This window comes from Bradyrhizobium sp. BWA-3-5, from assembly GCF_032917985.1.
Taxonomy (GTDB): Bacteria; Pseudomonadota; Alphaproteobacteria; order Rhizobiales; family Xanthobacteraceae; genus Bradyrhizobium.
Genome location: NZ_CP136626.1, coordinates 7,395,236 through 7,417,595, shown reverse-complemented (window position 1 = coordinate 7,417,595; position 22,360 = coordinate 7,395,236). Strand labels below are relative to the sequence as shown.

Annotated in this window: 25 protein-coding genes; 13 read left to right on the top strand and 12 right to left on the bottom strand. The window is 63.2% G+C overall.

The genetic code is table 11. The features are described 5' to 3' along the window. Positions 1-24: 24 nt before the first annotated feature. Positions 25-720: a nitroreductase gene (locus RX331_RS35655; RefSeq protein ID WP_317254245.1), complete on the top strand. Its 696-nt coding sequence runs from the start codon at positions 25-27 to the stop codon at positions 718-720. Here RX331_RS35655 and RX331_RS35650 read toward each other — a convergent pair. The 4 genes from RX331_RS35650 to RX331_RS35635 form a co-directional block, all read right to left on the bottom strand. Beyond that, positions 717-2,348, bottom strand: a complete 1,632-nt coding sequence (locus RX331_RS35650) for a hypothetical protein (RefSeq protein WP_317254244.1) — start codon at positions 2,346-2,348, stop codon at positions 717-719. The genes RX331_RS35655 and RX331_RS35650 overlap by 4 nt on opposite strands. A gap of 242 nt (positions 2,349-2,590) precedes the next feature. Beyond that, positions 2,591-2,836: a hypothetical protein gene (locus RX331_RS35645; protein ID WP_317254243.1), complete on the bottom strand. Its 246-nt coding sequence runs from the start codon at positions 2,834-2,836 to the stop codon at positions 2,591-2,593. A gap of 306 nt (positions 2,837-3,142) precedes the next feature. Next, a complete protein-coding gene (locus tag RX331_RS35640; protein ID WP_317254242.1) occupies positions 3,143-3,928 on the bottom strand; it encodes an enoyl-CoA hydratase/isomerase family protein in 786 nt (261 codons plus the stop codon). Positions 3,929-3,958: 30 nt separating this feature from the next. Continuing rightward, on the bottom strand, positions 3,959-5,071 hold the full coding sequence (locus RX331_RS35635; RefSeq protein WP_317254241.1) for an ion transporter: 1,113 nt from the start codon (positions 5,069-5,071) through the stop codon (positions 3,959-3,961). Positions 5,072-5,378: 307 nt separating this feature from the next. Between RX331_RS35635 and RX331_RS35630 the strand changes: the two genes are divergently transcribed. Both RX331_RS35630 and RX331_RS35625 read left to right on the top strand, forming a co-directional pair. After that, the gene (locus tag RX331_RS35630; protein ID WP_317254240.1) at positions 5,379-6,047 is read left to right on the top strand and encodes a cyclic nucleotide-binding domain-containing protein; all 669 of its coding nucleotides are present in this window, start codon (positions 5,379-5,381) and stop codon (positions 6,045-6,047) included. Positions 6,048-6,063: 16 nt separating this feature from the next. Further along, a complete protein-coding gene (locus RX331_RS35625) occupies positions 6,064-6,951 on the top strand; it encodes a DUF6537 domain-containing protein (RefSeq protein WP_317254239.1) in 888 nt (295 codons plus the stop codon). A gap of 15 nt (positions 6,952-6,966) precedes the next feature. Here the strand turns inward: RX331_RS35625 and RX331_RS35620 are convergent, their stop codons facing one another. Beyond that, positions 6,967-7,878, bottom strand: a complete 912-nt coding sequence (locus RX331_RS35620) for a LysR family transcriptional regulator (RefSeq protein ID WP_317254238.1) — start codon at positions 7,876-7,878, stop codon at positions 6,967-6,969. Between the two features lie 70 nt (positions 7,879-7,948). Between RX331_RS35620 and RX331_RS35615 the strand changes: the two genes are divergently transcribed. From RX331_RS35615 to RX331_RS35600, 4 genes are all read left to right on the top strand, one after another. Further along, a complete protein-coding gene (locus tag RX331_RS35615) occupies positions 7,949-8,578 on the top strand; it encodes an HAD-IA family hydrolase (protein WP_317254237.1) in 630 nt (209 codons plus the stop codon). Next, positions 8,575-9,549 carry a tripartite tricarboxylate transporter substrate-binding protein gene (locus RX331_RS35610; RefSeq protein WP_317254236.1) on the top strand — a complete coding sequence of 325 codons (975 nt, stop codon included), beginning with the start codon at positions 8,575-8,577 and terminating at the stop codon, positions 9,547-9,549. Before RX331_RS35615 ends, RX331_RS35610 begins: the two co-directional genes overlap by 4 nt. A 2-nt stretch (positions 9,550-9,551) precedes the next feature. Further along, entirely contained in the window at positions 9,552-10,682 is a 1,131-nt protein-coding gene (locus tag RX331_RS35605) for a DSD1 family PLP-dependent enzyme (RefSeq protein WP_317254235.1), read from the top strand. A 78-nt stretch (positions 10,683-10,760) separates the two neighbouring features. Further along, positions 10,761-11,042: a Rid family hydrolase gene (locus RX331_RS35600; protein WP_317254234.1), complete on the top strand. Its 282-nt coding sequence runs from the start codon at positions 10,761-10,763 to the stop codon at positions 11,040-11,042. Between the two features lie 507 nt (positions 11,043-11,549). Here RX331_RS35600 and RX331_RS35595 read toward each other — a convergent pair. Then, positions 11,550-12,536 carry an AraC family transcriptional regulator gene (locus tag RX331_RS35595; protein WP_317254233.1) on the bottom strand — a complete coding sequence of 329 codons (987 nt, stop codon included), beginning with the start codon at positions 12,534-12,536 and terminating at the stop codon, positions 11,550-11,552. Between the two features lie 555 nt (positions 12,537-13,091). Here RX331_RS35595 and RX331_RS35590 point away from each other — a divergent pair. Next, positions 13,092-13,337, top strand: a complete 246-nt coding sequence (locus RX331_RS35590) for a hypothetical protein (RefSeq protein WP_317254232.1) — start codon at positions 13,092-13,094, stop codon at positions 13,335-13,337. An 87-nt stretch (positions 13,338-13,424) separates the two neighbouring features. On the opposite strand, the gene RX331_RS35585 is transcribed toward RX331_RS35590, so the two are convergent. After that, the gene (locus RX331_RS35585; protein WP_317254231.1) at positions 13,425-14,051 is read right to left on the bottom strand and encodes a CarD family transcriptional regulator; all 627 of its coding nucleotides are present in this window, start codon (positions 14,049-14,051) and stop codon (positions 13,425-13,427) included. A 779-nt stretch (positions 14,052-14,830) separates the two neighbouring features. Beyond that, the gene (locus tag RX331_RS35580; protein WP_317254230.1) at positions 14,831-16,228 is read right to left on the bottom strand and encodes a TAXI family TRAP transporter solute-binding subunit; all 1,398 of its coding nucleotides are present in this window, start codon (positions 16,226-16,228) and stop codon (positions 14,831-14,833) included. Positions 16,229-16,673: 445 nt separating this feature from the next. Between RX331_RS35580 and RX331_RS35575 the strand changes: the two genes are divergently transcribed. Then, complete coding sequence (locus RX331_RS35575) at positions 16,674-17,027, top strand: DUF3307 domain-containing protein (RefSeq protein ID WP_317258319.1); 354 nt, start codon at positions 16,674-16,676, stop codon at positions 17,025-17,027. Between the two features lie 187 nt (positions 17,028-17,214). After that, entirely contained in the window at positions 17,215-17,619 is a 405-nt protein-coding gene (locus RX331_RS35570) for a hypothetical protein (RefSeq protein ID WP_317254229.1), read from the top strand. 97 nt (positions 17,620-17,716) lie between these two features. Here RX331_RS35570 and RX331_RS35565 read toward each other — a convergent pair whose 3' ends face one another. Together RX331_RS35565 and RX331_RS35560 are read right to left on the bottom strand one after the other, a co-directional pair. After that, positions 17,717-18,064, bottom strand: a complete 348-nt coding sequence (locus RX331_RS35565) for a YkgJ family cysteine cluster protein (protein WP_317254228.1) — start codon at positions 18,062-18,064, stop codon at positions 17,717-17,719. A gap of 44 nt (positions 18,065-18,108) precedes the next feature. Next, positions 18,109-18,807, bottom strand: a complete 699-nt coding sequence (locus RX331_RS35560; RefSeq protein ID WP_317254227.1) for a YafY family protein — start codon at positions 18,805-18,807, stop codon at positions 18,109-18,111. Between the two features lie 103 nt (positions 18,808-18,910). Between RX331_RS35560 and RX331_RS35555 the strand changes: the two genes are divergently transcribed. Together RX331_RS35555 and RX331_RS35550 are read left to right on the top strand one after the other, a co-directional pair. Then, on the top strand, positions 18,911-19,159 hold the full coding sequence (locus tag RX331_RS35555) for a hypothetical protein (RefSeq protein ID WP_317254226.1): 249 nt from the start codon (positions 18,911-18,913) through the stop codon (positions 19,157-19,159). 68 nt (positions 19,160-19,227) lie between these two features. Further along, complete coding sequence (locus tag RX331_RS35550) at positions 19,228-19,956, top strand: glutathione S-transferase family protein (RefSeq protein ID WP_317254225.1); 729 nt, start codon at positions 19,228-19,230, stop codon at positions 19,954-19,956. Here RX331_RS35550 and RX331_RS35545 read toward each other — a convergent pair whose 3' ends face one another. Then, on the bottom strand, positions 19,957-20,589 hold the full coding sequence (locus RX331_RS35545) for a pyridoxamine 5'-phosphate oxidase family protein (RefSeq protein ID WP_317254224.1): 633 nt from the start codon (positions 20,587-20,589) through the stop codon (positions 19,957-19,959). Positions 20,590-20,708: 119 nt separating this feature from the next. Here RX331_RS35545 and RX331_RS35540 point away from each other — a divergent pair, with 119 nt between their 5' ends. Then, positions 20,709-21,602, top strand: a complete 894-nt coding sequence (locus RX331_RS35540; protein WP_317254223.1) for a LysR family transcriptional regulator — start codon at positions 20,709-20,711, stop codon at positions 21,600-21,602. A 144-nt stretch (positions 21,603-21,746) separates the two neighbouring features. Here the strand turns inward: RX331_RS35540 and RX331_RS35535 are convergent, their stop codons facing one another. After that, positions 21,747-22,175, bottom strand: a complete 429-nt coding sequence (locus RX331_RS35535) for a PaaI family thioesterase (RefSeq protein ID WP_317254222.1) — start codon at positions 22,173-22,175, stop codon at positions 21,747-21,749. Positions 22,176-22,360: the final 185 nt, after the last annotated feature.

Sequence of the window (22,360 nt, the reverse complement as noted above, 5' to 3'; positions counted from 1 at the left end):
CCGGGGCACGAAAGTGAGCAAGGCATGGATGCCAGCGTAAATCAGCAAGACCGCATCGGCGTGCTCGAAGAGCTGCTGAACGAGCGCTATTCCGTGCGGGCGTTCCTGCCGCGGGAAGTGCCGCGCGAGACCATCGAGCACGTCCTGAAAGTCGCACAGCGCACGGCGTCATGGTGCAACAGCCAGCCCTGGCAGGTGCTGATCGCGAGCGGCGAGGCCAAGGAGAATTTTCGCAAGTCGATCTATGCCGAGGCCGCCTCGGGGGCGAAGGACAATCACGACTTTGCGCCGCCGCGCGAATATCTCGGCGTCTATCTGGAGCGCCGCCGCGAGAGCGGTTTCCAGCTCTACAACACCCTGGGCATCGCCCGCGGCGACAAGGCGGCCTACGCCAAACAGGCGCTGGAGAACTATAATTTCTTCGGCGCGCCGCATGTCGCCATCATCCACACCGATGAACCGCTCGGCATCTATGGCGCGGTCGATTGCGGCGCATACGTCGGTAACTTCATGCTGGCGGCGCAGGCGCTCGGCCTCGGTACCATTCCGCAGGTTGCGCTCGCCCGGCATTCGGGGTTGATCCGGCGCCATTTCAATCTGCCGGATGACCGCCGCGTCGTCTGCGGCATCTCGTTCGGCTATGCCGACCACGCCCACAAGGTCAACAGCTACCGCACCTCGCGGGCAACCATCGCCGATACCGTGACGTTCGTGGATTAGCCGAGCAATTCCTCGGTAACGTCATCCGAAAACCGCTTCTTTTTTCCAGCGACGATCACATGGTCGGAATCACCGGGAATTGCGGTCGCGCCGGGCATGCCGTGATCGCGCAAGGCGCGCGCGCAGCCGACCCAGTCACCGCCTTCGACCGGTTCGTTGCATGAGGCCCATCCGAGCGTGCCGCAGGCATTGTCGCCATGGCCGTGCTGTTCCGTCCATTCGGCGCCGTGTTCGAGCAGAAACCGCGTCAAAGCCGAGTTGCCGCTAAACACGGCAAGATTGAGCGCGGACGCGTCCCAATCGCCGCCGCGCACGGCGATCGGCCAGCCGAGGCGGACCATCAGCCTGACGATATCATCGGCGCCGGCCGCGGCCATATCGGGTAGCAGGCGCAATTGCTTCGGTGAGAGCGAGGCTGGCAGATCAGGTCGCCGACCTTGAATCGCGCGTGCCTCGGCTTCGTCGCCACTTGCGCAGGCGGCAACGAAACGCTCTTCATCCGAAACGTCAGGCACGTCGGTTTGCGTCCGCAGCAGGGCCGCAATGTCGGAGAGTCCGAACTGCAGTGCAAGCCGGTATGGGCTGACGCCATCAGCCGTTGGCTGCGACGCGTCAGCGCCGGCCTCCAGCAGTGCGCTGGCATGGCGGGGGCGCCGGCGGTATATGGCCCATGCGAGCGGCGAGCCCCAATCGCTCAACGGCGCATTCCGAGCCGGCTCGTTCGGATCGCCGCCGTGCTGCAGCAACAATTTCAGCGCACTGTCATCTTCAAGATCGATCGCGCGGTAGATCGCATTGCTCTCGGCGATGCGCGCGCCGTGCTCCAGCAGCAAACGTGTGCATGCCGGATTCTCCAGGGAATGATAGAGCGATTCGCCGTCATTCGGGTTTGCGCCGGCTTCAAGCAAAAGCTTGGTTAGTGTCGCATCGTGATTGCTGCCGGCCGCGCCATAAAGCGCCGAGAGCGGATAGCGCTGGTCCGGCTTATCAAGCGATCCTGGCGGCCAGCGGCTGAAAATGTGCTGGTTGACGTCGGCGCCATCAGCGATCAGCCGCTGCGCGCAGCGATGCAGCCGTTCGCCGAATTCTTCCACGCGCAGCAGGCTCGAATGGGCTACCGCAAACAGCGGCGGCAGCCGTAACGGGCCACCGGGCCGGTTGAGCCAGGATGGGTCGGCTTCCGTCGCCTGCTGGAGCGCGCGTTCGTCACCGATGGTGCAGGCAAGATAGGGATCATCCGCCACCAGTTCGGGATCATCCGCCAGCATCCGCAAAGCAACGCGCGGATGGGCGCGGTTGACCGTACCGCTGATATCGCCGGAATAGAGCAATTGCGCCCAGTGCAGCACGCGGGCAGAGCGCTCGCTGTGCGCCGCTATCTGCACTTCAACGTAACGCTTCAAGTCGGGCCATGACGCAAACCCGTGTTCGCGCGCGATGCAGGATTGCGCGTCGTGCAGGCGAAACTGCAGCGAGGAAATGGCCTGATCGCTATGCCCGGCGGCAGCCGGCAGCGCCGCGCGGAATCGCGCCATCGCCGCCGCATCGCCATCGCGATAGAGGCGAATCAAATCCTTGGCTTGCTTCTTCAGATGATCGAGATTCAAGCGATCGGGCGACCGGTCCATCAGACACCTCCGTGCGTGACATCGCCGAAGGCCCGCAATACCGGCTGCACAAAGGCTCTAGATGTCGCTCGAAAGCTGCAAGTGGGTTCAACCCTTCCCGCGGGCCCGGGAGCGGCTTGCACCGCATGCGCCACCATATGGCCGGCGCGGGCCACGGTCAAATCGGCCGGAAGTGCGTGGTTCCAGCCGGAAAAATCCCGGCCGCTGTTCGCGACCGGGATTCTTGCTTCAGAGACGTTCGATCAGTAGGCGCAGACGTTCACGGTGCGCAGGCGCATGCCACGGCGGGTTTCGACCCAGCGCTGCTGCAGGCAGCCGTTCACGGGGGTGTCGACATAGACGCCGCCGAAGCCGACGCCGATGGCGGGACCCCAGCCCCAATGATGGCCCCAGTGATGGTGATGAAATCCACCGGCGGAAGCGGGCGCCGCGGCGGCAAGGGTGAGCGAGGTGGCGGCGATCAGTCCGAGGGTGATCTTGCGAAACATCGTTAAAATTCTCCAGTTACGTGGCATGAGGCCATTGTTGCGTCCCTGCCCATCAGTCGGACCGACCGCAATTCGCGTTCATGCCAAAGCGGGAAAATCGTGTTTCAGAACTGTTTCGTGCGACTGGCGTCAGAGAAACTATCGTGTCCCGGACGCGGTGCAGCGCGCAAGCGTTGTGCCGCAGAGCCGGGACCTATGTGATAGACCCCGGCTTAGCAGCGCACCACGCCGCGAAGGCATAGCGCGTCAAAGACGCGCGTGAACGCGCTGTTGGCGCTGCGCAGCATCCGGGGAGCGCCCAGCCGCTCAAAACCGCGGCGGCCGCTTTTCCGCAAACGCCTCGATGCCTTCCTTGATCTCGTCGCTGCGCATGCTTTCGCGGTGGCGGCGGTCGGCGGCTTTCTCATCGAGCGCGCCGCGCGCGAATTCATTAATGGCGTGCTTCATGCCGCGCATCGCAATCGGCGCGTTGCCGGCGAGGATCGCGGCGAGGCGATCCACTTCCTCGTCTAGTGCTTCCGCCGGCACCATGGCGGTGAGATAGCCGATGCGCAGCATCTCCGGTGCGGTGACTTTTTGCGCGGTCAGAAACAGCTTTTTGGCATTGTCGACGCCGAGCCGTGAGACGTAGCGCTTGATGCCACCGGGGTAATAGTGCAGCCCGAGCCGTGCCGCCGGCATGAACATTTCGGCGCTGTCGACGCCGATGCGGAAATCGCAGGCCAGCGCCAGGTCGGTCGAGCCGCCATAGACGCCGCCATTGAGCCGGCAAATCGTCGGCACGCCGAGATCCTCCAGGCGGTTGACGACGACCTCGAACGCCGAGCCCGCGCTCTGCTGCTCCGTCTCGCTGGTCGCCCGGTCCGCCACCGAATTGAGATCATAGCCCGCGCTGAAGGCGCGGCCGGTGCCGGTCAAAACCAGCACGCGAATCGCGCCATCGGCCTCGATCCGATCGAACAGCTTCATCATCTCGCCGAGATCCTCGCTCTGCAGCCGGTTCAGATGCTTTGGCCGGTTGAGACGGATGGTGGCGCGCGCGCCGCTGATTTCGAGGATGGGCGCGCTCGCTGAATCGGCCGTGTCGGGCATCGTTGTCTCCATTGTTCTTGTTGGTTTTGCTTACTTGTTCTCTTGCGCGCGCCGCTTGGCCTCGGCGTCGATGGTCTCGGCGAGGTCGGGATGCCGCGCCATCAGGAGGCGGAAGTCGACGAGGTCGAGCACCAGAAGCCGCGTCACCTTGGTGGTCGTGACATTGGCGCCGCGCACGCTGTTGCCGAGCAGCGCCATCTCGCCGAAGAATGCACCCTCGCCGAGCGCCACTTTCTTGCCGGGCAGTTCGACCTCGGCTTCGCCGGCGGCGATGAAATACATGCAGTCGCCCTTTTGGCCCTTGCGGATGATCATGGTGCGCGCCGGCAAATCCATCGTCCGCAGCATGTGGGTGACGTCGGCGATCGCGGCGGGGCCGAGGGTGGCAAAGAACGGCACCTTGCTGACCGTCTCCCATGTCTTCAGAAAATTGTCGCGGCGGGTCTCGGCGGCAAAGCCGGTCGCCAGGATACCGGTCCAGAGCCCGAACACGCCGAGGCCGGAGATCATGACCAACGCCGCGACCATCCGGCCGAGCGGCGTGATCGGCACCACGTCGCCATAGCCGGTCGTGGTCAGCGTCACCACCGCCCACCACAGCGCCGCCGGCACGCTGCCGAACGTTGCCGGCTGCACGTCGCGCTCCAGAAAATATTCCGCAACGGAAGCCAGAAAAACCACCATCAGGAAAATCACGAGCACGCTGAGCAGGGGCCCCGATTCCAGCACCAGCACGCGGCGCAACTGCCGCAGCCCGGGGATGCCGGGCACGACTTTCAGCACCCAGAGGATGCTGAGCAGCCACGCCGTCCGCGGCTCGACGCCCGCGAAAAGCGCGAGCGGCACGGCCAGAGCGCCGATCGCGTCGACCACCCCGCTTGAGGAAAGCAAATAGAGCGACAGCCGGTCCTGCCGCGCCATGTGCCGCAGCCGCACCACCCACTCGAACACGAAATAGGCGAGGCACGCCCATAGCACTGCGTCGACCCAATGATGCGCCGCCTCGTAGGCCGGGCCGGTCGTCAGCACCGCCATCGCGGCGACGCCGGCGGCAACTGCGACATAGGCTGCCGTGGTCATGTTGCGACCGGCCGTCTTGGCGGTGAACTGAGCCAGTGACGAGAAAATGAGCCGCTTGGACATCGGATGTGGGGGCCTGGGCAATAAGGCTTAGACGGCGGTCGGGTCGCAATGGCGACCAATGGGCGGCAAAGTGCCTGCCGGCGGGAGGCCCGTCAACGATGGCCCTGTGCCCACAGCACCATCGGGAGAGCCGATTTGGCCCATGGTAGCGGCGCCCTGGGAGGCGATTTTTCCCCGGAAATAGTGAGAAACCGGACAAAACGTCAGCCTTTCCTCGTATACCAAAAGGGACCGGCCGACGTTAGATAGCTGGCACGGCTGCAGAATCGCGAAAAAATTCAATCCCTGAAGAATTTGGTTGGCCTCCATGGATCCGTCTCATCTGGCACAACACGCAGGAACTGCGGGCGCGCTATTCGCGTCCATCTTCGTGGTCGCCACCACCACGATGAAGACCATGATCCCACTCCGGGTGTTCGGCATCCTCGCCAACGTGGTGCTGATCGTGACGGCTATTCCAACCCACAATTACCTGGTGATGGGCGTTCAGGCGGTCATGCTGTTCGTCAACTCCTACCGCCTGCACCAGATGCTGCAGCTGGTGCGCGACGTGAAGAAATCCGTCAACAGCGACCTCTCGATGGAATGGCTGAAGCCGTTCATGACCGAGCGCAATTGCGCGGCCGGAGAAATCCTGTTCTACAAGGACGAGAAGGCCGAGGACATGCTCTATATCGTGAGCGGCAAGTTCAAGCTGGTCGAATCCGGCATCGTGCTGCCGGTCGGCGCGATCGTCGGCGAACTCGGCATGCTGTCGCCGTCGAACACGCGAACCCAGACGCTGGAATGCGTCGAGGCCGGGCTGATCCTGAGTGTCAGCTACACCAAGGTCGAGGAGCTTTACGTGCAAAATCCCGCGTTCGGCTTCTACTTCCTTCGTCTCGCCAGCGCCCGCCTGTTCCAGAACCTCGAGGCGGCGGAAAAGCGGCTGGCCCAGGTGATCGCGGCCAACGCCGCCGAGTCGAAGCCCGCGTAGGAGCCGGAGCGAAGGGGTGGCCGACCGCGGTATAGTATCGTCGCTGCGTTACCTGTTCGCCGATTTCATCGGCGAGGATGACGACGAGCCGCCGTTCCTGCCCGAAGGGTTGCCGGCGGCGGTGATGGCGCTGGCAAGCGACGCCATCCATCTCCTCATCGACTATCAGGGGCCGGGCTACGCGCGGCTCTATATCGACCGTCTGCGGCGCTTCATCGGCAAGCAGGGCGTCGACGATCAGATGCTGGCCGACATTGCCCGCCTGATGGCAGTGCGCATGAGCTATGAGGACCCGATCCGCATCGCGCAGCTCAAGCTGGCCGAGCTGGAAGACCGCCCCAATGCGGCCGGGTCCGTCGATGTCAGGAAATTCAGCCTCGATGAACTGATCGGCGCGCTGCCGGCCGTGATCGCCGAGTACATTCTCGACGCGCTCGACTGGCTGGGCTGGACGCGCCGCATGCGCGTCTCGATCCGTTTCAGCACGAAGAGCCGCTTCAGTATCCGTCGTCTCAAGATGGAGGCCGGGCTGCGGCGCTGGCGGCTGTTTTCGGTGCGCTACGCCAAGGAGCGGGTCTGGGTCGAGCGCTGGCTGCACATGATCGATCGCAGCCTGATCAAGCAGCCCCAGGCGGCGCCGGCGATCATTCGCACCGCGACCATGATCGTGGGATATGGCGACGTCTACCGGCAGGGCATGGCGGACTGGAACGCGATCATCGACGGGCTCGCCAAGCCGACTTTCGACGGCGTGCTGCCACTGTCAGATCTTGCCGGCGCGGTGGCTGAGGCGCGCGATGCCGCCGTGCCTGACCCGCGGCAGGCCGCGCTCAAGCGCAAGATCGCCGAGATTCGCGCGCGGGCGACGGCCAGCGCGTATGCGACGGTGCCGCAGTCCAGTTAGTGGTTGCTCCCACCCTCAAGGACGTCGCCAGGGCGGCTTCGGTTGGAAGCGGGCCTTCAGGCTTTCGACAAAATGCGAAACGCGAGCCGAGACCCCGCGGCGCGTCGGCACCAGCGCCAGGATGTCGGCGCCTTCGAACTCATAGCCGACCAGCAGCCGGCGGAGCTCGCCGCGCTTGACCGACGGGGCCACGTCCCATTCGGACCTGAGAGCTATGCCTAGCCCCGCGACCGCCCACTCGCGGACAACCTCGCCATTGTTACTCGTCAGCGCCGGGCTTATGCGAAGCGCCTCCGATCGCCGGGATGATGCGCGGCCGTCCTTGTAGCGCCACAGGGTCACGTCCTCCTCGTTTTCGCGAACCGAGAGACAGGCATGCTCCGCCAGCTCCCGCGGGTGCGCCGGCGTTCCGCATCGTCGAAGATAGCCCGGACTGGCGCAGACCCAGCGCGCGTTGCGGGCCAGCAGATGAGCAACCCACGAGGAATCCCGGACCGTTCCGATGTGGATGACGACGTCGGCCTCGACATGGCTGTTCCACGGCGCCTCGGAAAGGTCCAGCGTCGCGCGCACCTGCGGGTGGTCCCGAATGAACGCCGCCATGACGGGCGCGACATGGACCCGGCCGAAGCCGAACGGCGCGACAACCCGCAACGGCCCGGCAAATACGCCGCCGCTGAGACTGTCCGCCAGGCTGTCGACACGCGCCAGCAGTGACTGGGCTTCGTGAACGAGCTGTTCGCCTTCCGGCGTGAAGCGCAGCCCGCGGGAGTTGCGAACGACAAGGCTGGCGCCGAGAGCGGCCTCCAGCTTCTTCAATCGCATGGAAAGCGCCGGCGGCGTGACATCGAGCGCCCGCGCCGCCGCGCTCAGCGAGCCGGTTCGGCTCAGGGCGACTACGAACCGCAGATCCTCGAGGGCGATCATTCAATTTTCCTGAAGGAAAGAGATAATCTCACTTAAACACAACTGATCATCGGGATGATAGGGATTTGACATGACCATGCCCCGCGCCGTCCTTTTCGATCTTCTCACCGCTCTGCTCGATTCCTGGAGCGTCTGGAATGACGCCGCGGGATCCGAGGCCTCGGGCCGGGCCTGGAGGGCGGAGTATCTCCGCCTGACCTATGGCTGCGGGAGCTATGTCCCGTATGAGGATCTGGTCCGCCAGGCCGCACGCGCGACCGGTCTCACGCCGTCGGCGGCAGACGCCCTCGAAGCAAATTGGCCGTCGCTCCCGGTCTGGAGCGGCGCGCAGGCCGCGCTCGATCATCTGGCCGGACGAACGCGCCTTGCCGTCGTCACCAATTGTTCGACGCGCCTTGGCCGAATGGCCGCCGCCCGCCTCCGCACGCCATGGGATGTCGTGATCACCGCGGAGGAGGCCGGCTTCTACAAGCCCGACACCCGCCCCTATCGTATGGCCCTTGACAGGCTCGGTGTGCTGCCCGCGGACGCCGCGTTTGTCGCGGGCTCCGGCTACGACCTCATCGGCACCTCGGCCGTCGGACTGCGTACATACTGGCACAATCGCGTCGGCCTCGCGCGTCCCGATGGCGCGCCGGCAGCCGAGCACGAATCTGCTGATCTCGATGGCCTTATTCCGTGGCTGGAGGATTTTTCATGATATTGCGCACGTTGGCGGCCCTGCTTGCGGTCGCACTGAACATCTCCGCGGCAACGGCTGAGGGATTTCCCGAGCGGCAGTTGACGCTGATCGTTCCGTTTCCCGCCGGTGGCCCGAGCGATGCGCTTGGCCGGGCCGTGGCGCAGGCGATGGCTGCCCACCTGAAGCAGGCCATCATCGTGGAAAATGCCGGCGGCGCGAGCGGCACCATCGGCTTGACCAAGCTATTGAAGGCGCCGGCGGATGGATATTCGCTCGGCTTCGGCACCATCGGCACGCATGTTGCGAATGTCGCCCTCTTCAAGCGGCTGCCTTACGATCCGCTCGGCGATTTCGAGCCTGTGGGACTCGCCGGGATGGCCTTCACGCTTCTTGTCGCGAAGCCCGGCTTGCCGGTATCCAATCTGCAGGACTTCGTCACCTATGCCCGTGCCAACCGCGAAAAACTCACCTATGGCAGCGCCGGCGTCGGATCGATCTCGCACTATGCCTGCGTTCTGCTGCTGTCGAACCTGAAGCTGAACATTACCCATGTTCCGTATCGTGGCGTTGCCCCGGCGATGAACGACCTGATGGGCGGGCACGTGGATTTCATGTGCGACCAGACCATCACCGCGCTGCCTCAGGTGCTCGGCGGCACGATCAAGGCAATCGCGGCGCTGAGCGATCAGCCGCTGCCGCAGGCGCCTGAAGTGTCCACTGCGGCAGCGGCCGGCTATCCGGGCGTCAACCTCCGTTCCTGGAACGCGATCTTCGTGCGCAAGGGAACGCCCGCGCCGGTGCGGCAGAAATTGAATGATGCCTTGCGCGCGGCGCTCGCCGACCCGGATGTCATGCGGCAGATGGCGGCGGTTGGCGTCGAACTGCCACAGGGCGCGGATCTCGAGCCTGCCGCGGTCAGCGCGCTGATCGCTCACGGGCTCGAGCACGACGTCCCGGTGCTGCGCGCCAAGGGCGAATATCTGGATTAGGCATGACATCTCTTTCCGATATCGAAACGCCCGCCGCGGTCGTCGACGTCGCGCGTACGCAGCGCAATATCGCCCGCATGCAGGACCGCATGAACGCCCTGGGTGTCAGGTTCCGTCCGCACATCAAGACGACCAAGTGCGTCGCTGTTGCCGACCGGCAGCGCACCGCGGGCGCAAGCGGCATCACCGTTTCGACCCTGCGCGAAGCCGAGGAATTTTTTGCCGCGGGCTACGACGACATTCTCTACGCGGTCTGCATCGCTCCGCACCGGCTCGGCCGGGCGCAAGCATTGCGCGATCAGGGCTGCCGTCTCAAAATTCTGGTCGACTCGCTCGAGGCTGCGCAAGCCGTCGTTGAGGCGCAGGCGCAACGCGACCCTTTCGAAGTCCTGATCGAAGTCGACACGGACGGACACCGTTCAGGTGTGGGCCCTGAAGATGGGCGTCTCATCGAAATCGGCCGCATTCTTCACAGCGGCGGTGCCACGCTTGGCGGCGTGCTGACCCATGCCGGAAACTCCTATGAACTCAACGATCCCGAGGCCTTGGCGCGCCTTGCGGAGCAGGAGCGCGCCTTGAGCGTGCGCGCGGCCGAACGGCTCCGCGCCGCCGGTCTTCCCTGCCCGGTCGTGAGCGTCGGATCCACGCCGACGGCGCTGTCCGCCCGCACACTGGACGGCGTTACGGAAGTGCGCTCCGGCGTGTATGTGTTCTTCGATCTGTTCATGACGAATGTCGGCGTCTGCACGATCGACGATATCGCCCTTTCCGTGCTGACGACCGTGGTCGGCCACCAGGTGAAAAAAGGCTGGGTCATCGTCGATGCCGGATGGATGGCGATGAGCCGGGACCGCGGCACCGCCCGCCAGCGCCGCGATTACGGCTACGGGATCGCCTGCGACGTGAATGGAAAGCCGCTCAAGCAAGAGCTGGTCATGATCGCGGCAAATCAGGAGCATGGAATCCTCGCCGCGGCGAGCGGACGTCTCGCTTCTCCTGAAGAGCGCTTCCCGATCGGCACGCGGCTTCGAATTCTTCCCAACCACGCCTGCGCCACCGGCGCGCAGTTCTCCGAATACCGGGCCGTCACGAAGAACGGCATCGAGACATGGCGAAGGTTCAATGGCTGGTGACATCGATTACCTCAGACCTCGGGGAATGGCGGCTCCTGGCGGGCACTACAGTCATGCCGTGAGAGCCGGCCCTATCAATTGCCGATCGCCGCCGATGGTGCGCGGCTGGCTGACAAGGACTTTCAGACGCAGGCGCGTCAGGCATTGGCTAATCTCGAGGCGGCCCTGGCGGCGGCAAACAGCGCCGCCGACAGGCTCATTCATGTTCGCGTCTACGTCACGGACATCGATGACTGGCCGGCTTTCGACAAACTCTATTCCGAATGGATCGCCGGCCCGCGCGGTCGTTCCGGTTCCTGCGCTGCACTACGGCTTTCGTATCGAGATCGAAGCAGTGGCGGCCACGATTTAACAGCATAGGGCGAGGGCCGAGGTACGGGCGTTGACAGCAATCGCTCGATAGCGACGGCAATCGCTTTGGCGCAGCCGCAGCCTCGATCCGCTACACCGTCACGGTGCCCACATCCAACCGGACGGAGAAAAAGATGATCTGGAACAGCATCGATACCCCCGTGCGATCACGGCGCCTTCCGCGCGCTGGTCTGGTTTTGTCCGCAGGACGACTGCGACGGTTTCCGACTTCGTCGGCATCGTTCACAACCAGGTTCTGGATATCGGCGACAGCTATCGGCCCGAGCTGCACTACATGCGCGGCCCAGGCCCGAAATGGCGCGCCAAGAACAAAGCGTAGGGTTGGCGAAGCACGTATCCGCCGTGCCCGACCCGCGGCAGGCCGCGCTCAAGTGCAAGATCGCAGAGATCCGCGCGCGGGCGACGGCGGGCGCATCTGCCGCAGTTGTATCGAGCTGAGACGCGTAGGGCGGGCGAGTGGAGCGGAGCGCAGCGGGTCCCCGTTTACGGATCGAGTCATTTGGAATCGGCTAGCAACCTTCCGGCGCTCCGCGCGCCACGCGGGGAAACGCCGAAGCGGGCCCGGAATAGTCGGTTGAAATGCGAAATATCGGAAAAGCCGACCTCTAGCGCGATGTCGGAAATTCGCTGCGCACTGCTGTGAGGCTCCATCAGTAACGCGAACGCCCGCTGCAGCCGCAACTCGTTCACGCATTCCGTGAACGAAGTTCCGGACGATGTCATCAGGTGCTGCAGGTAACGAGGAGAAATGCCCTGACAACGGGCGACCACCTCAAGGCTCAGCTCCGGGTCCTGGAAATGCCCCACGATGTGGTCGAGGGCGGCGCTGTGGCGCGCCGCCACAACGGCGCTCGCGCTGCTCTCGCCTAAAGCAGCGCAATCGCTGATTGCGAGTGCCACGAGATCATGGATGTGAGTCACGACCACATCACGCAGCTTGGGGGCAGCCAGAGCGCCCTCCTTCAATGCAGACTTCAGATAAGCCACGAGAAGGCGAAGCGCTTCGGCTCGGCGAGGAATCGGCCGCATGGTCAGGCTGTCGACATTCGTCACACGCTGCGTCAGTGCCTCGCGCGGCACGGACAGACCAAATTGCAGTCCTTCTGCATAGGTGACAACCGCAGGTTCCGAATGCAGAAGCCCGACTGCATCGCCGGCGCGAAGCTCGACGTCCTGGCCGCGCTGCGATAGCTGACTCTTGCTGGGAGAGCAAATGATGAAGCCAATCGAGTCGTCACCATCAGCAATGTTCGTGTGTGAACGCTTGAAGCGCATGGCTGAACCCTGCCATGCGAGCGTGCGCAAACCCGGAAGTGCTTGCAGCGTTGCCTCGACGCGAAACGGAACGCCCGATGAAGGCTCGATGTCGACATGGACGACGCATCGCCCAAACTCCTCGCGCCACATGGGGATGCGCATCCGCTCCGGAATCGCGCGTGTCGAGAATCGAAGTGATGTAAAATCCGCTGTACACGCTGGCATGCTAATCTCCCAGCATTGATAAGCGTTCGTCCAAAGTACCCCGACAAGTTGTCGTCGGTGTCTTTAGTTTGCAATTCGCGCACCGAGCTTCTGTTTCGTCGTGCGCAGAAGTCCAAGAAACGACAGCGTCCGCCTGTTAGTCTCACTCATTATGATAAAGGCCGCATGTGAACTGGCTCACGCCGCGGCAAAACAATCAAGCTAATGTCATTACGAAAGTGATGGTGCTAAAAATCTCTTTTAAGACGAGATCGCCATGATGAACCGATTTCTAGTTGTTACGATCGCAGTCGTTTTTAAGACTTGCTGGTCCAACGGCGCAACCGCAGGGGCCTGCTTCACTCGTTGATCGCAGTCGATCGAAATCAACGATCCGCGGAGCGATCGACCTGCAGCACTTGGATGTTTGGTCCTCTGATATTAACGTTATGCCGTACGTTCGGCATCAGACTGAGATCGTCAGCAACAAATTCCCGCGCGCTATCGATTGTGTGCCGCGGGCGCATTGGTGGGAAACGATCGCCTGGGAAGTGGTAATCAAGCGAGGGTTCGATCATGTCCACGATACTCGACCTGCTTTACCGCGAATATTGCCGTGCCCGCCTCGCCGAAATGCGGAAACAGCTTCTGCTCTCGGCCGCCAACGATGGAACCGCGACAGCAAATTGGGATGCCGGCGGTCTTGACGATCGAGACCGCGCGGGTGAGGACACCGCGAGCAATTCCCAAACATCTGCTATCGGCATCGGCTCGGTCGACGAGGTGCTCGGTATCGGCACACCTTTGGAGCGTCACGGGTAACTTGAAGGCACTGATCGGCGAGCTACTGCCGGACGGGTTCGGCAGCAACCCACGCATCGATGCCTGCCGTGACGGCGTGACGCTGGATCAGGCGCTACGCTTGGGTGTGCCGGTCTTCAACAGGCCCTCGAGTTCCTTGATCGTCTGTTCTTCGGAGATTCCGTCCACCAGCGCGATTTCCCCGCAGAGGCGGTTCAACGCCGACACGTATAATTGTCGTTCGCTGAAGCTCTGCTCGGATTCGCCCGGTCGGAAGAGATCGCGAGCGACCTCCGCGACCGCGACGATATCTCCGGAGTTGATCTTGCCTTCGTACTCCTGCGCAAGCCGGGACCAGTTGCCACGGCTTTTCCGGGGAGATTCGCTCAGAACCCGCTTCGCTTCCTGGACCGTAGAGAGAGCCGATAATTTGCGCATTCCAACGTTCGCAGCTTTCCCGACGGGAACGCGGACGGTCATCTTGCTCTTCGTGAAGTAGATCACGAAGAATTCCAGGCTTGCTCCGGCAACGGTCTGATTTTCAATCGAGAGGATCTGTCCTGCGCCATGCGCTGGATAGACGACAAATTCCGTCGCCTTGAATTGCAATGGAAGACTTCCGTTTTCCCGCGCATCCGATGGCGCCGAGGCTGCGTCCGCCTCCGGGAAACGATCGGATTTCGCTGTTTGACCGTCCAAGCTCATGTCGCGGTTCGACTCCTTCGGATGTTGCACCGACTGATCGCCAAATCACGCGGCAGATTACTTGAACGTTCCAGTCGCTGCGGCGCTTCGCGCCGTCTTCGCTAATACAACCTCATTAAGCCGGCGAAGCTGACATCGCCACGACAATGATCGCGCGCACCGGAATCCCATCGAGTCATGTGGCTTATCGGCAACTTGTTCCGCACAGAAACGAGGCTGTTACCCACAGGCGAGTTCGCTGTTCGATCGCGCAGCAGCGCGAAGCCAGAGTGTCGTGCCTCCGCGATCTTCCTTTTTATGTTCGGGCGGCATGACCGCCCGCATTATCGAGGTTTCCGCTTACCGCTAACGGATGCGCGAACACGTTTGGTTTTGTCCGTGCGCTTCTGCGTGGAGCGCGTGGTGCGAGAGGGACTCGCGCGCTTGGCGCCGGGCTTGTCGTTGCGAACCGGATCGGGTAGCGATTCAACACGCTGGGGCTGCGTATTGCGGACCGCCTCGGCCAACATCCGGAGCAGGTCAGCCTTGGTCGGAGCGGAGGGCTTTGTCATCTGCCGCTATTCCTTTTGAAATCGCGCACGTATCTTGAGCTGACGATACCGCAGCAGCGGCGCGCCGCGGTGAAAACCACCGGTTAAGCTTGCCAATTAGGTTTAATCGACGCCGGTCAATGCGCATACGCGTAAGGTAGACAAGGTAGCGCTGACGACGTGTCCACCAGCTCTATACACGGGCGTATCTGATGTTGTGCACGCCTTCGCTCTTCGAGCTACGGCGGACAAGTCGCTTCGCTGATCCTACACCGACGCTCACGCGCTCTGCGCGGTCTTCACGACCACGACCTTGTCATCCTGCGCGGCGTGGCGCTTGAGATGCTCGCGGCGCAGGGTGATCTCGTCACGGACGAATTCATAGCCGAGTTTGAAGGTATCGAGGCCGTCGCTGGAGATAGTGCCGTCGCGCAGCCCGATCACCACGCCGCGCAGGACGCCTTCCAGCTCGTCCTGCAGCTCGTCGAGTGCATCGAGGGTATCGGCGAATTCCATGCGTTCGCCGATGTCGAGAATGGCGGTGGCGAGCTGGCTGGCTTTTTCCGGTGCGACCCGTGTGACCTTGGCGTAGATCGCCGCAAACATCGTGCCGATGATGCTGAGCGCGGCCAGCGCGACATACATCAAATCGCTGTAGCGCTCGACGAACGACTTGATTTCGTCGTTGATATATTCGGCTGCGCCCGGATGCGCCACGATGAAGGCGTCCTTGTCGGTCGCCGCCGGCTCGATCTTGGAAGCGAAGCCGTCGGGCAGCGCGAGCTCGGCCTTGTTCTCGTAGATGATCCGCGCAAGGTCGCTGACGGTCGCGGTCGGAAGCTTGGATTGGGCGACCAGCAGCCATTCGAGCCCGATCGTGTCGACGTCTTCTGCCGGGAGGGCAGGGGAGGCGGACAGCATGCCGGTCGCCACCGTTTCCTCCGAGATCGCCGGGTATTTTCTGGCGATCGCCTTGGCCGATTCGATCGCATTCAGCGTGAGGCCGCCGCGCCTGGCATATTGTTCGTAGCTCTTGTCCTTTACGATCTGCGAAGCGTGCGCGATCTTGATCACGGCGGTAAAGCCGGCGGCGAATAGATGGTCAAAGCTCTGGTTCGGCGGCGCCGGCTGGACCCGCGTGGTCGCGTCCGGATTGTCCGACAGTTCGAGAAGGTTGCGCACCAGCACGGCACCGCTGTCGCTGTCGGCGACGACAGCGATCTTCTTTTTCTTGAGCTCGGCGATTGATTTGATCTTCTTGCCGCTGGGGCTGACCAGCAGAAGCAGGTCATGCTCTAGGATCGCAATCGAGCGGGCGCGGGGCGGGATGCGGGCGTCGGTGCGCAGGATCGCAAGGTTGGCTTCCTTGCGGTCGAATTGCGACAACGCCTTCGTATTGTCGCCATTGGGCACGATTTTGAGCCGCAGCCGCGAGGAATTATTTTTCAGCACCACCGCCAGCCGGGCGGCGAAGCGCGCCTCGGGGCCGTTGCCGTCGCCGACGGCAAACACCAGCGTTTCGGAATTGCGCAGCAAGGCCCGGCCGCCCCACACAACTGCGGTGGTCAGGACCAGCGTCAGGATGGAAAACAGCAGGATCTGGGCGCGGTTACTCTTGACGGTCCGAACACGGCGACGCGGCATTCTCGGATGCGGCGTTGGGGCCTCAGCGCTCATGGCTCGTACCCGGAGGTAAGGGACGTGCCGCCCGCCGAACTGGCGCCGCGGGCCGTCCGAATGAATTCGTAAATGCCTAGAAAAGAACGATAATTTTGCCCGCCGGGCAATGATAGCCCCCTCCTATCGGATTGCAAACCGGGCCCGGCGGTAACCTTACCCAAGACGTCTGCCAAGACCGGCTGCCAAGGCCCGCTACACGCTTGGCCGCAGTATCGCAGTTCCGCCACACCGTGCGATTTTCAGACTACCAAGAGGTGCATTCCGGTAAAGGAGATGTCATAAATAAAGGCAACGTTCGAATAGTCCGGGTTTGAAAAGAACATTGCGCTGACAGCCTAGGCCCCGGTTTTTTCGCTACCTCGTCAGTCCCAGCCAAAGGGCGTCAGCTTTGCTGTTTCCTTCGATGTCGTCCTCGATCGTGGTAGGTGCGCTGGTCGGATGGATGCTGCTCCTTACGGTGAAGCACGTCATCGCCGACTTCATGCTGCAGACGTCCTGGATGGCGATCGGCAAGGATCAAAAGACAGGCTGGGCGCTGCCGCTGCTGGCGCACTGCCTGGTGCATCTTGCGGTCTCGCTGGTGTTGATCCTGATCGTCTCGCCGCGTTTCTGGTTCGTCGCCTTTATTGATTTCTTCATTCATATCACGGTGGACCGCCTCAAGGGGATCATCGCTTCCCGATTCGGCGTGACGCTGGAGAACGAGCATCCCTGGTTCTGGACCCTGATCGGCGTCGATCAGGCGCTGCACCATCTGACTGGCTTCGGCCTTTCCATCTACATGGCCGCGAACTGAGCCTCGGCATCGGCTTCGCTGTTTCGATTTACCCCTCCGCGCCCGCTCGGCACGCATTCCGTGCCGCGCAAAGCACCTCGCTTCCGATTCGGTTGTGACTGGCAAGTTCCCCGGAATAGTACTGCTGGGCGTGGTTAACTCTTCATTAGAGAATTACGCGGCATCTTTCGGAAAGGGGAGAACCGCAATGTTTTCAAGCCGCGACGCCTTCGAGAACGATTTCTGTCCAGTCCGGGACGAGCTGCTTGGCGAGATGTATCGCGCCAATCCGCACGGTCTTGCGCTGCTGGTGGAAAGCGTCTCGCCCGACGTCCGCGCCATGCTGGCGCTGTTCTGCTACCGCCGCAGCCATCTCCACACGCTGGCGCTCGCGATTGCTGCAAGCTGCGCCGAGCGCGAGCTGGTCCATTTCGGCGGCCGGGTCGGCTCCACGCTGTATGCACTGTCGCGCGAACCCGCCGCGCGTGCAGCCTCGTCGTCCGGCAGCGGCGGCCGCAAGCCGATCACCCTCTCGACCAAGCCGCTCTCGACCTTCAAGCCGATTGAGGATGACGTCGACGACGAAGAGTTTGCGGACGCGGTGACGGTTTAGAGACCCAAACTCTCCGTCGTCCCTGCGAAAGTAGGGACCCATAACCACCGGCCGTGGTTGGTTATCCCTGGGTTAGCCATTCTGCCCTATCGATAGATCACGCGGTATGGGTCCCTGCGTTCGCAGGGACGACAGGAAGTGCCGGCAATCCATGCCGCTTTCGCGCCATCGCGCATTCGGCATCTCCGGGCATGCAGGTGCGGCACACTTCCGGCCGCATCGCATAGATCAGGCATGAGGTCGTCTCGCCGACCTTGCCCGACAGCGCCGAGCAGCGGTCGCCGTCGCAGCGCATTCCAGATAGGCGCTCGTTGACGAATCTTTCCGGGATCAGGTCGAGCGCCGCATCTTCCTCGATGGTGAAGCGCGGCCAGTTCTGCGAGTAGCTGCAGCAGGCGCCGCAGGTCTGGCACGGGCTTTCATTCTCGGCGGCGCTTCGAGGCATGGTGAGCGTTTAGCGCCAAACGGCCGCCGCGACCAGCGCTGGCATCACGTATCCTTCGGCGCTTCCCAGACCAGGCTGCGCCGCCACTTCGCGCGCAGGATATCGCGCCTCTCGGGGTATTTTTCCTCGTGATAGACCGCGTCGACGACGCGGTCAGTTCGAAAACTGCGGAAATCCTTGCGCAGCTCGCACCATGCCGCGAGGATCCGCACCGCCTCGTGATAGCCGACCGCGATCGGCCAGATGGTGCGCTGGCTGTCGCGGCCGTGCTCGTCGCGATAGTTCAGCGTGATCTTCTTGCCTTCGTGGATTTGCGTTCGTGTCCGCACCATGTCGATGCGGTCGGGCTCCCGGTTCCAGGCCCGCCGGGCGCGGCTGGCCGGCTCCAGCACGAATGGCCGCAGCCGCTCCGGCACGGTCTCGGCGACCTTGGCCATCAGGTCCTGCGCCGCGCGCGCCAGCGCCGGATCGGCATGCCCGACCACCCATTGCGCGCCGAGCACGCAGGCCTCGATCTCGTCCGGTGTCAGCATCAATGGCGGCAGGTCGAAGCCCTTTTCCAGGATGTAGCCGACGCCGGCCTCGCCGCGGATCGGCACCCGCTGCTCGATCAGGGTCGTTATATCGCGGTAGATGGTTCGCTTCGACGTCTCCAGCTCGGCGGCAATCGCATCCGCCGTCAGGGGTTTACGGGTACGCCGAAGCACCTGAATGATCTGGAACAGACGGTCGGCCCGTCGCATGGCTCGGTCTCTTTTCTAAAGGGCGTTTGCCCGATGCTGACAGCATGTTGGCAGCAGGGGGTCGGTACATAAGGACAACACCTCAAGTGAAGGGAATTTGTCCATGACGATTTTCAGCGAATTCGGCCCCCTCACAAGCCGCGCACCTCTGGTCAATGCAAGGGGATTTGCCCTGGAACAGCTGGTTTCCATCCACAGCGTCACCACGGACCTGCGCTGGGCGATGGCCGAGCTGGCGTGGCGCTCGTTCGCGGCGATGTGCGCCCTTGCGCATGGCCAGCTCGTCGCCTGGGTGCGCAAGGCGCGTGCACCCCGGGCCGAGCAAGGCCATGGCCGGCACTGCTGCTGCTGACAACACGTTGGCAGCAGCGGGGTCCTAGCCTTCGGGCAGCGTTCTAGGGAAGATCGGGAGATCGGCAAATGATTACGCTTTACGGCTTCGGTGCGGGTTTTGGCCTGCCGGAGATCAGCCCCTTTGTGACCAAGACCGAAGTCCAGCTCAAGATGGCCGGTCTTGCCTACCGCAAGGAGAGGGCCAAGCCGCCGTCCTCGCCGAAGGGGCAACTGCCCTACATCGTCGACGAAGCCGAGACCATCGCCGATTCCACCTTCATCCGCGCGCATCTGGAGGCCAAATATGGCTTCGATTTCGACGCGCCGCTCAGCCTGCAGGCGCGGGCGCAGGCCTGGGCCTTCGAGCGCATGATCGAGCATCACGTCTATTGGGCGCTGGTCGGCGCACGCTGGGTCGACGGCGAGAATTTCGCCAAGGGACCCTCTCATTTCTTCGACAGTGCACCGATGCATCTGCGCGAGAAGATGCGCGAGGACGCGCAATTCCGCGTCGCCGAGAATTATTTGCTCAGCGGCCTCGGCCGCCACGCACCGGATGAGGATATCGATCTCGCGGTCCGCTCGCTGTTTGCCCTGTCGGTCCAGCTTGGCGACAAGCCGTTCCTGATGGGCGAGTCGCCTTGCGGCCTCGATGCCACCGCCTTCGGCATGCTCGCTGGAATCCTCACCCCGTTCTTCGAATCCGTGCTGCGGCAGCGCACCGAGCAGTTCGAAAACCTCACCGCCTATGTCGATCGGATGATGCTGCTATATTACCCGGAATTCGCCTGGTCGCCGGTGCAGCAGGCCGCCTGATTACGGCGCGACCGATGCGGGCTGGCCGCGCAAGGCCGCCAGCTCCGCCTCGAGTTCGGCGATGCGGGCGTCGCGCACGGCCAGTGCCTGTGCGACATCGGCAGCGTCGAACTTCTGCGGGATGTGCTGCGGGCAGTTGGTGTCCCACGCCGAAATCCTGAACAGGATCGCCTGCTCGGGCCGCGCCTTGTAGCCCTTCGGCATCAGCGCTTCCGTCAAGGCCGGATCGTCCTCCACGACGCGCGCCTCGCCCCAGATCTTCACGCGGCGGCGATGCGCGTAGTCCATCACGAAAATATGCGCCTTCGGATTCTCCGACAGGTTGCCTTGCGTGATGTACTGCCGGTTGCCGCTGTAATCGGCAAAGGCGATGGTGTTCTTGTCGATGATCTTCAGAAACCCCTTGGGGCCGCCGCGGTGCTGGATATAGGGCTGGCCGTCGGCGGCCGCGGTCGCGAGATAGAAGCTGCTCGTCTCAGCCAGAAAGCCGGCGAGGTTTTCGTCGATCTCGGTGCGCCAGCCGCCGCGCGCTTCGACATTGGCATAGGCCTCGCGTGAGCCCTTGCGGGCCTGGATCGCCTTCACCGCCGGGGTGAAGGCCACGTCGCTGGAATAGGTGTGAACGTCAGACATCTGGAGCCTCCCGATGGAGCGCCACTATGGTCGTCCTTCGCACGCAAAGATGAGCATTTCCAGAACTTAAACAATAATGAGAGTTGACACTTCACTGTTGCCAGATATGCAATAGTGGCATGGACCGGCTCGACGCTATGCAGGCCTTTGTTGCGGTGACCGATCTGCGCGGTTTTGCCCCCGCGGCGCGCAAGCTCGGCCTGTCGCCTTCGGGTGTGACGCGGCTGATCGCGGCGCTGGAGGAGCGCCTCGGCGCGCGGCTGTTGCAGCGGACCACGCGGCAGGTGGCGCTGACGGACGCCGGCGCGCGCTACCTGGAGCGGGCACGGCGGATTTTGGCCGATGTCGAGGAGGCGGAAGGGGCTGTGGCGGGCGAGCGCACGCGCCCCGAAGGGCAGCTGGTCATCTCGGCCCCGGTCGGGTTCGGCCGGCTCCATGTCAGCGCAATCGTCTCAGCCTACCTGAAACGCTACAGCGATGTTGCCGTCGACTTCCGCCTTTCGGACCGCGTGGTCAACCTCGTGGAAGACGGCGTCGATCTCGCCGTCAGAATCGGCCACCTGCCGGATTCGACGCTGGTGGCGCGCCGTGTCGGCGAGATGCGGCGGATCGTGGTGGCCTCGCCGGGCTATCTCAAGAAACGCGGCGAGCCGAAGCGTCCGGCTGACATTCCCGCCCATGACACGATCCAGTTCGGCGCCATGACCGCGGCGCTCGACTGGCGGTTCGTCGAGGATGGTCACGAGATCCGCGTTGCGAGCACGCCGCGCTTCGCCACCAACAGTTCGGATGCCGCGATCCAGTATGCGGAAGCGGACGGCGGCCTGACGCGGGTGCTGGCCTATCAGGCTGCCGAATCGCTGAAGAAGGGCCGGCTCAGAATCGTGCTCGCGCCGTTCGAGCAGCCGGCGCTGCCGATCCACATCGTCTATCCGACCTCGCGGTTGTTATCAGCGAAGGTACGCACCTTCATCGATCTCGTGGCCGAGCTGGCCGACTGGCATTTTGGGTGACTATCGTGCCCCGGACGCGGCGCACCGCGAAGTGGTGCGCCGCAGAGCCGGGGCTCATCTATCCTCACGGTAACCGGACATATGGGTCCCGGCTCGGCGGAGCGTCACTTCGCGCCGCGCCGCGTCCGGGACACGAGATTGCCGTTACGACACCGGCTCCTTCTTCGGCACCACGCGAAACGTCGCATTGGCCCGCGCGATCACGACGTCGTCGGCCTTGATCAGGCTTTGCACGAAGCAGATTGTCTTGCCGGTCTTGACGACATCGCTCTCGATCGCGAGCCATTGCCCGACCTCGGCGGTGCCGATGAAATCGACCGCAAGCGAGATCGTCACCAGCGACGACACGCCGCCCATCACATGGGCGCAGCTATGGCCCATCGCGTTGTCGGCAAGCGCGGCGATCAGCCCGCCATGGATCAGGCCACGGCCATTGGTGTGCGGCTTTGCCAATCGCAGCCCGATGATGACGGCCTTGTCGGTTGTCTTCGAATACAGCGGCTCCCACGGATCGGTCAGAGGGCTCCGGCGGGTGCGGCGTTCAAAGCCTGCGGGGATGGCGGATGCGGTCATTTGCGGCTCGCGTTGTGATGATGTTTCGCATCATTGAACGCAAGCGGCGAGGCGAAGTCATCGCCTACAAAGTTTTAAACGGCATTACGACGGATGTTTGAAATGCGCACAACTGTCGTCACCCACCTGTGCGCAATTGCGCACTGGGGCGGGTGATCCGGTATTCCAGAGGCGCCGATCATAGA

Excerpts from the sequence above, each read along its gene's own strand:
- RX331_RS35655 (WP_317254245.1), top strand. The coding sequence starts at position 25 with ATGGATGCCAGCGTAAATCAGCAAGACCGCATCGGCGTGCTCGAAGAG.
- RX331_RS35650 (WP_317254244.1), bottom strand. The coding sequence starts at position 2,348 with ATGGACCGGTCGCCCGATCGCTTGAATCTCGATCATCTGAAGAAGCAA.
- RX331_RS35645 (WP_317254243.1), bottom strand. The coding sequence starts at position 2,836 with ATGTTTCGCAAGATCACCCTCGGACTGATCGCCGCCACCTCGCTCACC.
- RX331_RS35640 (WP_317254242.1), bottom strand. The coding sequence starts at position 3,928 with ATGCCCGACACGGCCGATTCAGCGAGCGCGCCCATCCTCGAAATCAGC.
- RX331_RS35635 (WP_317254241.1), bottom strand. The coding sequence starts at position 5,071 with ATGTCCAAGCGGCTCATTTTCTCGTCACTGGCTCAGTTCACCGCCAAG.
- RX331_RS35630 (WP_317254240.1), top strand. The coding sequence starts at position 5,379 with ATGGATCCGTCTCATCTGGCACAACACGCAGGAACTGCGGGCGCGCTA.
- RX331_RS35620 (WP_317254238.1), bottom strand. The coding sequence starts at position 7,878 with ATGATCGCCCTCGAGGATCTGCGGTTCGTAGTCGCCCTGAGCCGAACC.
- RX331_RS35615 (WP_317254237.1), top strand. The coding sequence starts at position 7,949 with ATGACCATGCCCCGCGCCGTCCTTTTCGATCTTCTCACCGCTCTGCTC.
- RX331_RS35610 (WP_317254236.1), top strand. The coding sequence starts at position 8,575 with ATGATATTGCGCACGTTGGCGGCCCTGCTTGCGGTCGCACTGAACATC.
- RX331_RS35605 (WP_317254235.1), top strand. The coding sequence starts at position 9,552 with ATGACATCTCTTTCCGATATCGAAACGCCCGCCGCGGTCGTCGACGTC.
- RX331_RS35595 (WP_317254233.1), bottom strand. The coding sequence starts at position 12,536 with ATGCCAGCGTGTACAGCGGATTTTACATCACTTCGATTCTCGACACGC.
- RX331_RS35590 (WP_317254232.1), top strand. The coding sequence starts at position 13,092 with ATGTCCACGATACTCGACCTGCTTTACCGCGAATATTGCCGTGCCCGC.
- RX331_RS35580 (WP_317254230.1), bottom strand. The coding sequence starts at position 16,228 with ATGAGCGCTGAGGCCCCAACGCCGCATCCGAGAATGCCGCGTCGCCGT.
- RX331_RS35575 (WP_317258319.1), top strand. The coding sequence starts at position 16,674 with ATGCTGCTCCTTACGGTGAAGCACGTCATCGCCGACTTCATGCTGCAG.
- RX331_RS35570 (WP_317254229.1), top strand. The coding sequence starts at position 17,215 with ATGTTTTCAAGCCGCGACGCCTTCGAGAACGATTTCTGTCCAGTCCGG.
- RX331_RS35565 (WP_317254228.1), bottom strand. The coding sequence starts at position 18,064 with ATGCCTCGAAGCGCCGCCGAGAATGAAAGCCCGTGCCAGACCTGCGGC.
- RX331_RS35560 (WP_317254227.1), bottom strand. The coding sequence starts at position 18,807 with ATGCGACGGGCCGACCGTCTGTTCCAGATCATTCAGGTGCTTCGGCGT.
- RX331_RS35555 (WP_317254226.1), top strand. The coding sequence starts at position 18,911 with ATGACGATTTTCAGCGAATTCGGCCCCCTCACAAGCCGCGCACCTCTG.
- RX331_RS35550 (WP_317254225.1), top strand. The coding sequence starts at position 19,228 with ATGATTACGCTTTACGGCTTCGGTGCGGGTTTTGGCCTGCCGGAGATC.
- RX331_RS35545 (WP_317254224.1), bottom strand. The coding sequence starts at position 20,589 with ATGTCTGACGTTCACACCTATTCCAGCGACGTGGCCTTCACCCCGGCG.
- RX331_RS35540 (WP_317254223.1), top strand. The coding sequence starts at position 20,709 with ATGGACCGGCTCGACGCTATGCAGGCCTTTGTTGCGGTGACCGATCTG.
- RX331_RS35535 (WP_317254222.1), bottom strand. The coding sequence starts at position 22,175 with ATGACCGCATCCGCCATCCCCGCAGGCTTTGAACGCCGCACCCGCCGG.